This window comes from Persicirhabdus sediminis (genome assembly GCF_016595495.1).
GTDB classification, from domain to species: Bacteria; Verrucomicrobiota; Verrucomicrobiia; order Verrucomicrobiales; family Akkermansiaceae; genus Persicirhabdus; species Persicirhabdus sediminis.
In genome coordinates this window covers 63,550-77,035 of record NZ_JAENIM010000016.1, presented here as the reverse complement: position 1 = coordinate 77,035, position 13,486 = coordinate 63,550, and the positions used below count along the sequence as shown (strand labels likewise).

The window sequence follows — 13,486 nt, the reverse complement described above, 5'->3', positions numbered from 1 at the left end:
TCTATTCTACAGCTTGTGCCTTGACCGCGGCAGCTGGCTGGGACAGCATGCCGCGCAGACCGATTCACTAATTTATGTTCGACCTCTTTACACCCAAATGGAAAAAAGAAGCTGCCTTGCTCGTCAAGGGCGGCCAGAAATTCCTCAACTACAAACGCGACTTGCTGAGCAGCGATCGCGTTGACGAAATCGTCTCACGCATTGATGACCTGAAAAAGACCATCAAAGCAGGTGACAAAGAGGCCTGTGAAGAAGCTGGCAAGCAGCTGCGAGCGACCTGCGAAAATGCGCTTCCACGCTACAAAGCACCATCTGCGGTGGCGGAAAACGTCGAAGTCTTTTTTGTCGCCATCGTCATTGCGCTGGGCATCCGCGCGTATTACCTGCAGCCATTCAAAATCCCAACTGGCTCGATGCAGCCAACGCTGAATGGTATCGTTGGCCACCCGACGGACTCTACTGATGAATTTCCAGCTTTGCCGATGCAGTGGGCACAAAAAGCCACTCACGGGCGCAACTACGTCGACCTCGTTCTCGACAGCGACAAAACATTGCGTTCGCAAAATCCTATCGTGGAAAGCCCCTTCATGCATTTCTTCACCCGTACCAAGATTCACTTTACAGATGGCACTAGCCTAACATTTCCGGGACCCAAGTCAGCTCTAATGCGCGATTTTGGTTTTGCTGATCTGGTGAAATCACCAAACACACAAGAAGAAGCGATGCGTTATGGGTTTGAGCATCAGCAGAAGAAAACCAAGATAGCCAAAACTGTCACGCCGACGGGAAAAACCATCGAAGCCTTTTACAATATCGAGCTGAAAAAAGGCACGGTGATCGCGCGCGGTCACATCGATACTGGTGATCTCGTTCTGGTGGATAAATTCTCCTACCACTTCCGCACGCCAACTCGCGGCGAGGTATTTGTTTTTGATACCCGTAATATTGAAAAAATCCACCAGCAAGCTCGCTCGACTGGATCGCCAGCTGGCTCACATTACATCAAACGCCTGTGCGGTGTCCCCGGTGACTCACTCCAGCTGAAAGCTGGTGACGACTACGATGATGACAAACAAAATGGCGCCATGCTTTACATCAATGGTGAGCTCGCCAGTGAGTCTGGTATTCAAAAGGTCATGAGCAATGAAAATGGCTACCACCGCTACCAGCTGAATGGTCATCTTGCTGCAGGTCGCACATTTAAAGCTCGCAAATCTGACACCCCTGGTTTTAACGAATACATCGCCCTCGGCGACAACTCATACAATTCATTCGACTCCCGCGGATGGGGCACTGTGAAGGAATACAACCTGATCGGCCCAGCAGCCATTTCACTATGGCCATTTGGCTCAGGCCATTGGGGGTTCATCAAATAAACTCAGCTACAAATCAACACCTTGTCAGAAGTCGACAACATCACTCAGAAGGCCAAGTCTAACTTGGCCTTCGCCTTCATCTGCCTACCGCGCAAACGCCGCGAGGACATGGTGAAATTCTATGCATTCTGCCGCGTCATCGACGACCTCGCAGATTCGCACGAACTCACCATTGAAGAAAAACAAACTGGTTTCGCCCGCTGGAAAGATGGGCTCGCCAATGGCTTCAAAAAAGCTGATGCCGTGGAGCAAGCAGTCATCGAGCTGCAAGCTGACTACGACATCCCTACTGAGTTATTTTTAGAAATCATCGCCGGCTGCGAGTCTGACCTGCAGCCACAGCGGTTCGAAACTTGGGACGACCTGTCCCAATATACCTACAAAGTCGCCTGTGCGGTTGGCTTGATTTCCATCCGCATCTTCGGCTGCGTGCACGAGCAGTCGGAAAAATACGCCATCGCTCTGGGCCACGCTCTCCAGCTAACCAATATCTTGCGCGACGTCGGTGAAGATCTGGAAAACGAAGATCGCATCTACCTGCCGCTCGCCGAGCTAGAAGCCTTCGGTTATACCGAGCAGGACTTGAGAAATCGCATTTACGACCATCGCTTTGTCGCCGCCATGGACCATCTGGCCGAGCGCGCCGAAGGGTTTTACCGCGAATCGCTCGACTCCATGCATCCAGTGGACCACAAAGCACTGAAATCAGCTGAGGCTATGAGCGGCATTTACCACGCCATCCTCGAGAAGATGAGGGATGATAAATTCCGTGTTTTCGAAAAACGCTACAAGCTCAGCAAACTGCGGAAAATTCTTATCCTCATCGCCAGCATGATGACACATTCGAATCAATATCGCTAACTTTCCAGCTGCTGATTTTCCCAGCAAAAGCCATTCAGCCTCACCGGCTTCCAGCTGATAGCTATTTCTGCTAACAGCTTCACGCGCAGGAATTAAAGATGTATTTTTCTCCAGAAAAAACAGACGTCCAACCACTACATCTTGCGCAGATAATTTTTGATCACGCTAAATATTGACATTCACAAGATATGCGGCAAATCATGAACTTCCCTTCGGGGATGAATTTCGCCATCCCACGGCACCAATAAATATCCACCATGAGTACTGTAAACGCGACAGCAGATAAGAAAGAAAACAAGCAAGGCAAAGGCCTTAGCTTTGAGCGTGTCTTCAGCCAGCAAGGCACTCACCCATTCGACGAGCTCGAATGGGAGAAACGTGAAGTAGCCATCACTGGCGACGACGGAGATGCTGTCTTCGAGCAGAAAGACGTTGAAGTACCAAAAGGCTGGAGTGAACTCGCCAGCAAAATTGCCGTTTCTAAATATTTCTACGGCGACATCCAGCGCGGCACCGTGCCTACTGAAGGCGGTCGCGAGAGCAGCATGCGCCAGCTCATGGAGCGTGTCTGCCGCACACTAGCTGACTGGGGCCACGACGACGGCTACTTTGCCAGCAAAGAAGATGCCGATACTTTCTACAGCGAGCTCGTGTGGCTGTGCATCAACCAGTTTGGCGCATTCAACAGCCCAGTATGGTTCAACGTTGGCCTCCACCACCTCTACGGCGTGGGCAAAGACGGCGACCTCGGTAACTACGTTTACAACCCAGAAACCAAAAAAGCTGAGCGCGCACGCAGCCAGTACAAATACCCGCAAGGCAGCGCCTGTTTCATCCAGTCTGTAGAAGACAACATGGAAGACATCATGCGCCTGGCGAAGAGCGAGGCCATGCTTTTCAAATACGGCAGCGGCACCGGCAGTGACCTTTCTACCCTACGCAGTACTCGTGAAAAACTGAGCGGCGGCGGCCGCCCAAGTGGACCACTTTCATTCCTCAAAGTCTTTGACCAGATCGCAGACGTGGTCAAGAGCGGCGGCAAAACTCGCCGTGCAGCCAAGATGAACACCCTCAAAGACTGGCACCCAGACATTGAAGAGTTCATCGTTGCCAAGACTCTGGAAGAGAAAAAAGCTTGGGCATTGATCGACGCTGGCTACGGCGGAGCCTACAACTGCGAAGCTTACGGCGCAGTGATGTTCCAAAACGAAAACCTCACCGTGCGCGCTAGCGACGAGTTCCTCGACGCAGCTGAACGTGGTGGCGAATGGTGGACACGCACCGTCACCGACGGCAAGAAGTGTGAGAAAAAAGACGCCAAAGCATTGCTCAAGGCGATCGCCAAAGGCACCCATATCTGTGGTGACCCAGGCATGCAGTACGACTCAACCATTCACAAATGGCACACCTGCAAATCATCTGGCCGCCAGAACTCAACCAACCCGTGTTCTGAGTACTTGTTCCTCGACAATACCGCCTGCAACCTCGCTTCTCTCAACCTGATGAAGTTTAAGAAGGCCGACGGTGAGTTTGACCTCGAGCGCTTCAAATCTGCCGTGCGTATCTTCATTACCGCGCAGGATATTTTGGTCGACCGCAGCAGCTACCCGACCGCTGAAATTTCAGAAAACAGCCACGTATTCCGCACACTCGGACTTGGCTACGCCAACCTCGGCTCACTCATCATGAGTTACGGATTTGGTTACGACAGTGACGAAGCTCGTGGCATCGCCGGAGCCATCACCGCTGTGATGACTGGCCAAGCTTACCAGCACAGTGCGGTTATGGCGGAGAAATTTGGTGCCTTCGAAGGTTACCACAACGCCGCATACGGAAAATTCCAGAACCCAGAAAATCCTGATAACGTCGAGAGCATGCGTGAAGTCATGCACTTGCACCGCAATGAGATCAACAACATCCACGTCACAGCTGGATTCGAGCACCTCGTAGACGACGCACGCAAACTCTGGGACGACGCCATCACCACGGGTGACGCCAGCGGCTACCGCAACGCCCAAGTAACTGTGCTCGCACCAACAGGAACTATCGGCTTCCTCATGGACTGCGATACTACTGGCATCGAGCCAGACATCGCGCTGGTGAAATACAAACTTCTAGCTGGCGGCGGCATGCTCAAGCTAGTCAACCGCACCGTGCCTGAAGCGCTTACTAAGCTCGGCTACGACGACGAGACTCAAGCAAAAGTCATCGCTCACATCGAGGAGTTTGACACTGTGGAAGATGCTATCGATCCAGACACCGGCGAATGCCTAGCAGCTAGCCCACTCAAGCCTGAGCACATGTCTGTATTTGACTGCGCATTCTCACCACGTTGTGGTTCACGCAGCCTCAGCTACATGGGCCACCTGCGCATGATGGCAGCTGCTCAGCCATTCCTCAGCGGTGCTATTTCTAAGACCGTCAACATGCCAGAAGAGGCCTCTGTAGACGAAATCATGCAGACATACATCGAAGCATGGAAAATGGGCCTCAAATGTGTAGCCATCTATCGTGACGGCTCCAAGCGCTCAGCTCCAGTGGTTACTGATAAGAAAAAACATGGCCCTAGCAGCGGTGAAGATTCAGAAACACTGCAGATCGAACTGCTCGACAAAATCGACGGCCTGCAAGGTGAAGTTGACCGCCTCAAGCCGCTCGCTGAGCAGCCAACACGCCGTCACCTCTCCGACACCCGCACCTCTCTAACGCATAAGTTTGAGATCGCAGGTCACGAAGGTTACCTGATGGTGGGTCACTACGAAAATGGCGACCCAGGCGAAGTCTTCATCCAGATGTCTAAAGAAGGATCTACCATCGGTGGACTGATGGACACCGTGGCGACACTAACATCACTAGCGCTGCAGTACGGTGTACCTCTTGAAGATCTGGTTAACAAATTCGCCTATCAGAGATTTGAGCCTAGCGGATTCACTAAGAACCCAGACATCCGCAACGCCACCAGTATCATTGACTACGTCTTCCGCTGGCTCGGCTGCCAATACATCGCTGGCTACAAGGAAGCTACCGCACCAGGCGGCAGCACCCCTACTCTACCTGGCATCGAAGAGATCGAAAAAAAGGCAGTCAACCGCCCAGTTAGCGACCTCGCCGTGCAGAGCTCAGCAAAAGTTCCAGCTAACAAAGTAGACGACAACCACCCAGATCGTCTCAAGCGCGCCTTCGCCAATGTTTACATGGACACACCGTGTTCTAACTGCGGCAGCTACAAGGTCATCCGTGCTGGCGCATGTGGATGCTGCACCGAGTGTGGCACCAGCCAAGGATGCAGCTAAGCTGATCTAGCAGCTGGCTAAAACCTAGCCAGCTAACAAACAATCACTAAGAGTCTGAGGTCTTTCACCTCAGGCTCTTTTTTTTCGCTATGCTTAGCCAGCTAGAAAATTAGAAGCCATCGCTGAATACGACATTGAACACGCAGCTTAAAACTAACGAGTACACCCAGCTAGATTAGCAAGCACGGCTAGGATTTATCGTAGCGCACCTTTTTGCGTGGTTTTTCCTTTGGCAGCGCATCATTGCCAGCTCCCCCGTCACGTTTCTCCAATTCTTTGATTTGGTCGCGCAAGTGAGCAGCTTTTTCGAATTCGAGTTTGGCTGAAGCCTCTAGCATTTGCTCACGCAGCTCAGCCATCAATGCAAAGGCATCGAAGTCGGCAGCATCTTCCGCTACCATTCCAGTCGCTAGGTTCTTGACCTTTTCCTGGTAGTTAGGGTGGTGTAGACTTTCCTGCACTGGGCGCACCACACTCTTCGGCGTGATCCCGTGGGTCAGATTGTATGCCACTTGTTTTTCGCGACGGTACTTACTAACGTCTAGCAGCGCTTGGATAGAATCTGTGATTTTATCACAAAAGAGAACACACTCGCCACGCTCGTGACGAGCTGCTCGCCCAGCGGTTTGGATCAAGCTCGTTTCATTACGCAGGAATCCTTCTTTGTCAGCATCAAGAATACAAACTAGCGAAACCTCTGGTAGATCTAAGCCCTCTCGCAGCAAGTTGATGCCAACTAGCACATCAATCTCAGCGGCTCGTAAAGCACGCAAAATTTCTACTCGTTCGACGGTATCCACATCGGCATGAATGTAGCGAACTTTTAGACCCGTCCCCTGAAGGTACTCGGTCAGATCTTCAGCTGTCTTTTTTGTCAGCGTCGTAACGAGAACACGTTCATTAACAGCCACCCTGTCTCTGCAAAGCTCGATGGTCGAGTCGATCTGGCCAGCGAGTGGTTTCATTGTAATGATAGGATCTAGCAAACCCGTTGGGCGAATGATTTGCTCAACCACCAAGGTCTGCCCACGACTGCTAACATCAAAGGCATCTATCGTCTCGTCTGATGGGCTAATGCGGATATTTTGTTTGATCTGGCGCAGTGCGGCGTTAGCTGATAGCTCGCCACGCTTCCACGGAATGAACTTCTTGTTATCTGAGCGCGAGTTCATCAACTCAAATGGACCTGGAGTCGCTGACACATAGACACGGTTGCCTGTGGCGCGCATGTATTCCTCGAATCGCAGTGGTCGGTTATCTAATGCACTCGGCAGCCGGAACCCATGATCAACCAGCACGGTTTTACGGCTTTTATCACCCTCGTACATGCCGCCAATTTGCGGTACCGACACGTGACTCTCGTCTACCAATAACAAAAAGTCATCAGGAAAGAAGTCTAGCAATGTATATGGAGTTGCGCCCGGCCTTCTCCCAGTTAGGTGGCGCGAGTAATTTTCAATCCCCTGGCAAAACCCCATTTCCTGCATCATCTCGATGTCGTACTCAGTGCGCATACGCAATCGCTGAGCCTCCACTAACTGGTCATTTTTTTCAAACCACTTCACCCGCTCTTCCATCTCCTTGCGGATCAAGACAATCGCCTTCTTAATCTTATCAGCTGAGGTGACAAATTGTTTGGCTGGAAAAAATGTGTGATCATTAAGTTTGTCACACTGCGCACCCGTGGTGGCATTGACTTCGCTAATTCTATCAATTTCATCACCAAAGAATTCTACTCTAATCGCGGTATCTTCTAGGTAAGCTGGCCGCACCTCTACCACATCTCCACGTACACGAAATTGGCCGCGCTCAAAGGCAATATCATTGCGCTCAAACAAAAGCCCAACAAGTCGCTCAAGAAAGCTTTCGCGGTCCATAGTCTGACCCACTTGCACCGGCAACATCATGCCTTCGTAATCTTCTGGAGAACCCAAACCGTAGATGCAGCTCACCGAGGCGATGACTATCACATCTTTCCTTGTTAGTAATGAGCCCATGGCGCTCAAGCGCAGCCGCTCGATCTCATCATTAATCGCGCTGTCCTTTTCAATGTAGGTATCCGTGCGCGGAATATACGCCTCTGGCTGGTAATAATCGAAGTAACTAACGAAGTACTCAACCGCGTTGTTAGGAAAGAAATTTTTAAACTCTGAGTACAGCTGGGCAGCTAGCGTTTTGTTATGGCTCATGATCAGCGTCGGCTTCCCCACCTGCTGAATCAAGTTTGCCATGCTGAATGTTTTACCAGACCCCGTCACGCCCATCAGCGTTTGGTGTTGGTTTCCAGCCGCTAAGGATTTTACCAATTTACCAATCGCCTGCGCTTGATCGCCTTGTGGTTGATAGTCACTCTGTAGCTCAAATCTCATGATCTGAGTGAACCATGTCACCATCTCGCCAGCTGGGCAAGTGATACACCTGCAAATCTACAGTATCACTTTTGCTTCGCAAAACGCCCATTTCTCGCTATTAAAGTTCACGGACAATGAAAGCCTTAGTCACATCCATTTCCATCTGGCTGATGGTAGCTGCTGGTCAGGCAGGCATAAGCTTGCAAGATCAACTCAATGAAGCTCACGAGCAATTTGTGAGTGATGTTCAGGAGCGCAACCTCGCGGCACGTTTTAAGGTCTTTGAGGCCCCGCCAAAAGCGCGTGAAATTGCCGAAGAAGCTCAAGAATGGCAAGACAACGAGCACCCGTGGCGCCGTGGCATCACCGCTGATATTTTCTATATTGGCCAGAAGCCATTTCGCGGCAAAGGTAAAGATTACTCCAAAAGTGCTTGGGATCCAAACTGGCAAGAAAACTACGGCGGAGTCGACCACCCGGTTTTTCGCAAGGGCTATGCGCCGCGTGATTTCATCCCCAAGAGCAATCCATTTTATATCGCACTGCCATACAATGACCTACTAGCTAACGGAGCACGCTGCCCCTACGCCGCTGAAGCGGTGCCGTGGTTCTGGAAGGTTCAACATACCGAGGGGAAATCAGTCTGCCAAAACCGCTGGGTCGCGCTGCATTATCGCGGCAAAGTTTGTTACGCTCAATGGCAAGACGTCGGCCCCTATGCTGAGGACGACTGGGCTTATGTATTTAAAGCTCGTTATCCAGCGCTACGCCTCGCCAGCTCACCAGCCGCCATTCAGGTCAGCCCAGCGGTGCGCGATTACCTAGGCATGCAGAAAAATTCACGTATCAGCTGGAAATTCATCGAAGAATACGAGGTCATCAAAGGCCCGTGGCTCGACTGGAAACTTCCAGGCATGTAATTTGCTAGTTAGCGCAGATGGCAATTCAGCAAGCATGAGCTCATAGCTGGTTTGACACTTTGACATTCCCTTGCACCTCACAGACGTTTAATCAATCGCCCCCCCAAGGCAATCAATTCAACTACAGTGAATTAATCAGCCAGCCAGCAAAATAAGGCCACATATTGAATGGCGAATTAGGCTTAATACTAGCGACTCAGTAAACAATAGCTTTATTTCGTGAATAACCCTCAATCGTTTGACCGTAAGCGTTTCAAGAATAGGTTTGCTCCGCCATGCACCACGATCTTAAAACGGTTAAGATGAAAGCCGCAATTACCTACGGAATAATTGCCCCCATCCTCATTGCTACAGCAGTCGCTGATAATATCCCGACTGGCCAACTACTTCTGAACGCACGTCAGACAGCAGGAGGTTCCATCCCCATCGTTTCCTGGGATGTCCAATACCCAACAGACCCTAAAATCGATGAGCAAAATCAGCTCATCGCCTCTGAAGACAGCTTACTAGAAGTTAGAGCCATTGGTTCTAACTACTGGAATGGTGAGAATCAGATTCAACTTAAGATAAATACTGAAAAAAGAGAACAGCTCATTTTTAGCGGTCTCTCTAAAGAATTTGTCACCACCGAAGAGCCTCTATTCAGCACCACTGTGGCCGCTGGCCAGAAAATCAACTTTGGCATGATGGGACTCAGCGAAGAGTCAGGCAGCTACTTCCGTTGGACAAATACACCACTGGATAACCCTGATCATTCCTTTGCAGTACTTCGCAATGGTGATGAATTCCCAGCTGTCACGCCTATGGCTCGCAATGGACAAGTAACTAACTACTTGCACCCATATATTGACAAGGAAACAGGCCGCGTAAGCATCGGCCCAGCTGACGTTCTCTTTGTTGTTGAGCTAGATAGAAGATTCACATTCGAGCAGTCAGGTGACCCAGCTGATAAAGGTTACGACATGCTAGACATGGTCTTCTTAGTTTCTTTCAAGTAACAGACAACCTCATTGTCCCTACATGAAATCTATCATCTATGCGGGTGCCTTGGTATTGGCATCTATCCCAAGCTATGTGTTTGCTTCTGAGCTCCCTAGACGCTCACAACTGAGCATCATGGAGACTTCAGAAATACTCAGTAACGGATCTACCTGGACCATCGTGCCAAAGGGATCCCTGCTGCACGTACCTGAGTACCTGAAAAAAAATGTGTTAAGCAAACCGCAAGGCGAACTTGTTGATTGGCAAACATTCACATCTACAAACCGAAGTTTAGTGCGCGCTGAGGAAATCAGCTACGAACAAGCAAAAGGTAACATCGCCATCGCCGAAGACCGCCAAGAACTCTTCGAGATGCAGCGCGTAATCGTTGTCGCCACCAATGCTGGCAGGCCAATTGAAGTTAAACCCCTCAAACAAAATACCGAGGATAACAACCATCAGTAATGAAAACGAATTTCGCTAAATTAAGCCTACTAGCCTGCACATTTCTCGCAGCTATTTACCAGCCAGTTCAGGCGCAAGCCAATATGAACAATGGTAACGGCAATGGAAATAACAAGAATTACCAAAACTTCATCCGCGAAGTACCGGTAGACGAAACCCTACCAATCGCCTACTGGGAAACCAAACAGCAACGTGGTACCGATGATGCGCAAAATCCAGTGTATGAAGGTGGAACCGTATTTGAGCTCCATTGCATAGAAAAAAACGGCAATGGTTCATGGATGCTAGACCACAAATTCATCGATGCAGTGGTCCCTTCTATCGAATACTCGGTCTACAGCCCTGACCCATACAACCCACATCCTTACGACCCCTCTGATCTTAGTCGCGGCGGTTCAGAAATGCGTACTCGAGCAGATCTTGGATATTCTATCGTCATCGACGTTGAGGGACTTGTTCCATATACAGACGATGACGCGACTCTCGTGACTAGTAATGTAATCAAACATCACGAATACGACAAAAACCCTCCAGGTAAAAAGCGAGAAGAAGTCAGCGCTATCGGCATCAGCCAAGACGGTAGCTATGAAGATGATTTCACAGGAGCGGTCAATATTGCAGCAAGCCCGCAGGACCAAGCTGACGGATGGGAGTACATCACCGTCTACTCGATCCCGCTGAAATATAATGGCAACAACGGCCACGGTAATAATACTGGTGGCTGGGACCCTAGTAACCCAGGGAATAAACCACCGCCAGAAGGTAATGACCCAACTATTGATGACGAAATTATTAAAAACGTCCTACTCAATAAGCTAGGTGAGGAAGAAATCCTCAATACTGTGACCATGCGGGTATTCCCAATGCCAACAGCTGCTATTTCAGGACTAGAAGCGACATCTTCGTACTCTAGCGTTGAACTGCCTCAGGTCACTGTAGACTACAACAAGCTCTATCCGGGAAGTGATACCTATACGATCATCCGCAAAGATGGGCAGCCATTTAACCCTAGCGTAGAAAACGGAATTCTCGTCAAAACAGTACAAACTGATAGTGAGCCAATTTCCACCAGCAATATAATTCAGGATCTAGGAGCCTACGCTACTAGCGGTGGCCACTGGCACATCGAAGTCTATCATAGTTCTCCAGTAAAATCTGAACCAGAGCTGCTAGCTAGCGAAAGATTCTACATTTATCCAAGGATCAAGGTGAATGCCGACATCAATGGCATACAATAAAACCTAGTTACAAAACTAACTGACTGACGATGATAATGCAACGCTCCCACCAATATCAAACAAGTCAAAATGGGTACGCCGTCATGCTTTCTGTTGTTAGCATGGGCGTACTCATCATGGGCGTAATGTTCATGAACTATAAGTTCACGAACACCATGAATGACGTTTCTAAAGAAACCCACCTGCGCTTAGACTATAGCGATAAAGAGGATGCCTTTCTACGTGCCCTAGTTCACATCGTTCCTGAACGAGCGCAGAAAGCGATGATGGACGGTTCTGGAGCTGGCAACTCACCTGTCACGGATATTTCTTGGGCGTCAATTTTTGAGTCTGCCATTCAACAAGCTAACGCAGAGAGCTCACTAACTGGAATTGTAGCTAGTATCAAAAATGATAGCCAGATCATTGGCAACAGCGGTGACACTGACAATTCTTTCCTAACTAGTATTCACGGGCTAACCAACGCCGGGCTAAATAATGGCAAATATGTCTTTGTTGAACCTAGCAGCAAAGTAGATACACCTCAGCCAGTAAGCTATAGTAATGCAGCACTGAGCCCTGGCCACGACCTCGAGGCTCCTGTTATCTGCCTAAGTAAAGGATACTTCGATGGTAATTCTTTTAATCAATACACACTAACGCCCTACCCTAACATACAATTTGGATATTCTAAACCAGGCGAGCTAATCCTAGCCAAACACAACTGGTGGGCATTTGCCGTCGATTTTGCATCTGTAGACAGCGACAATACCAAGCTTGGAAGTACAACCAAGCACTACATGATATCGCTGTACGAAATCCCCTCACAGCTCCCCATTTCAGCTGATGCTTTCATGAAGATGGGACAGCATGATAACAACAGCAACTGGGGTGAGAATAATATCAACATCGAGGGCCGAATCTTTGCATCCGAAGTACGCCAGGCTGCCGCAGGAACACAAGTAGATGGCATCGCAACAAGACGTGGCGGTGAAATCTCAGATATGAGCGACATCACGGGTATTGATCTAGCGCAGATGTCTCGCGAAGACTTCAATAACAAAAATGCTAACATCTACTCAAATGAGGAGAATTTCTTCCCCATCTCTCGCTCATCTGACTCCGGTAAAGTTAACTTCATCCCCATAAATAGAGGGATCGACTTCTTCAAGTATCACGGCAACTACAATAATAACGGAACATCATTTTCACCAACGGCATGGGACGACTATTCACGTGGTGCTAGACAGTGCTCCCTGACAATCGAAATTGTTAGCACCTACCCACACCAAGGATCCACTAGTGTTGACGGCATCTGCATCACAGCTACCCAGCTTGGAGGTAGTCAACGCAGCCTGTACTATCTGCGGCCAACACACCCACTCGTTGGCTCGCAAGCACACTACCGTGCGTGGAATTTTAATGATGAATCTTTCCCAATCCAACCGCGTACCGTGAGCGCTACCAAACAAGGTGCCATTGCTCTAGATCTAAGCAAACTTCCAACATTCCTAGCAGCTGAGTCATTTGCGCCAGAATTGAATAACACCATTCACGTCACTCATAGAGCTAGCGATGACAATAACTTCTATGTTAGCGAAGAAAACTTCAAATTTCCCCCAGATGACAATGATGTTGCATTAATCATCGAGGGGGCAGACGACATGACTCAGCACTACTCTCATGGCTTCGCCCTAGTTTCTAACTTACGAACCTTCTTTGACAGCAATCTAAACTTCACATCTCATGCCGATGGCACCTATCCAGCTGTAGCCATCTTCTCACCAGAGCAACGTTATGGAGCTGAAGATGTAGACGTTGGTATCGAGCTGCGCGGACGTGTTAGTATGATCAGTAGCGATGCTGATAAGGAAATTGCTCCGCTAGATTTAAAATCTGCTTCAGGTGAAATCTTCACCAGCGAATTAGAGATCGATCTCAAACCAATGAAGAGACTCGATGACCTGCCGCCAATCCACTTCATTAATTGGCTAGTAGTCGTCTCTGAAATATAAAGCCTGC

Annotated in this window: 9 protein-coding genes; 8 read left to right on the top strand and 1 reads right to left on the bottom strand. The window is 49.4% G+C overall.

Going from position 1 to position 13,486, the window contains the following annotated elements; genetic code table 11:
- The first annotated feature begins 74 nt into the window (after nt 1-74).
- The 3 genes from lepB (at nt 75) to JIN82_RS03025 (ending at nt 5,530) form a co-directional block, all read left to right on the top strand.
- Nucleotides 75-1,376: a signal peptidase I gene (gene lepB, locus JIN82_RS03035; RefSeq protein WP_200310166.1), complete on the top strand. Its 1,302-nt coding sequence runs from the start codon at nt 75-77 to the stop codon at nt 1,374-1,376.
- A gap of 21 nt (nt 1,377-1,397) precedes the next feature.
- Entirely contained in the window at nt 1,398-2,237 is an 840-nt protein-coding gene (locus JIN82_RS03030) for a phytoene/squalene synthase family protein (RefSeq protein ID WP_200310165.1), read from the top strand.
- 257 nt (nt 2,238-2,494) lie between these two features.
- Entirely contained in the window at nt 2,495-5,530 is a 3,036-nt protein-coding gene (locus tag JIN82_RS03025; RefSeq protein WP_200310164.1) for a vitamin B12-dependent ribonucleotide reductase, read from the top strand.
- Between the two features lie 188 nt (nt 5,531-5,718).
- On the opposite strand, the gene uvrB is transcribed toward JIN82_RS03025, so the two are convergent.
- Nucleotides 5,719-7,899 (bottom strand): excinuclease ABC subunit UvrB, encoded by a 2,181-nt coding sequence (gene uvrB, locus JIN82_RS03020; RefSeq protein ID WP_200310163.1) that lies wholly within the window; start codon nt 7,897-7,899, stop codon nt 5,719-5,721.
- Between the two features lie 116 nt (nt 7,900-8,015).
- On the opposite strand from uvrB, the gene JIN82_RS03015 reads away from it, so the two are divergent.
- From JIN82_RS03015 to JIN82_RS02995, 5 genes are all read left to right on the top strand, one after another.
- The gene (locus JIN82_RS03015; protein WP_200310162.1) at nt 8,016-8,801 is read left to right on the top strand and encodes a hypothetical protein; all 786 of its coding nucleotides are present in this window, start codon (nt 8,016-8,018) and stop codon (nt 8,799-8,801) included.
- 275 nt (nt 8,802-9,076) lie between these two features.
- Entirely contained in the window at nt 9,077-9,799 is a 723-nt protein-coding gene (locus tag JIN82_RS03010) for a hypothetical protein (protein WP_200310161.1), read from the top strand.
- 22 nt (nt 9,800-9,821) lie between these two features.
- The gene (locus JIN82_RS03005) at nt 9,822-10,247 is read left to right on the top strand and encodes a hypothetical protein (protein ID WP_200310160.1); all 426 of its coding nucleotides are present in this window, start codon (nt 9,822-9,824) and stop codon (nt 10,245-10,247) included.
- Nucleotides 10,247-11,485: a hypothetical protein gene (locus JIN82_RS03000; protein WP_200310159.1), complete on the top strand. Its 1,239-nt coding sequence runs from the start codon at nt 10,247-10,249 to the stop codon at nt 11,483-11,485. The genes JIN82_RS03005 and JIN82_RS03000 overlap by 1 nt, the downstream gene beginning before the upstream one ends.
- A gap of 35 nt (nt 11,486-11,520) precedes the next feature.
- A complete protein-coding gene (locus JIN82_RS02995; RefSeq protein WP_234041735.1) occupies nt 11,521-13,479 on the top strand; it encodes a hypothetical protein in 1,959 nt (652 codons plus the stop codon).
- Nucleotides 13,480-13,486: the final 7 nt, after the last annotated feature.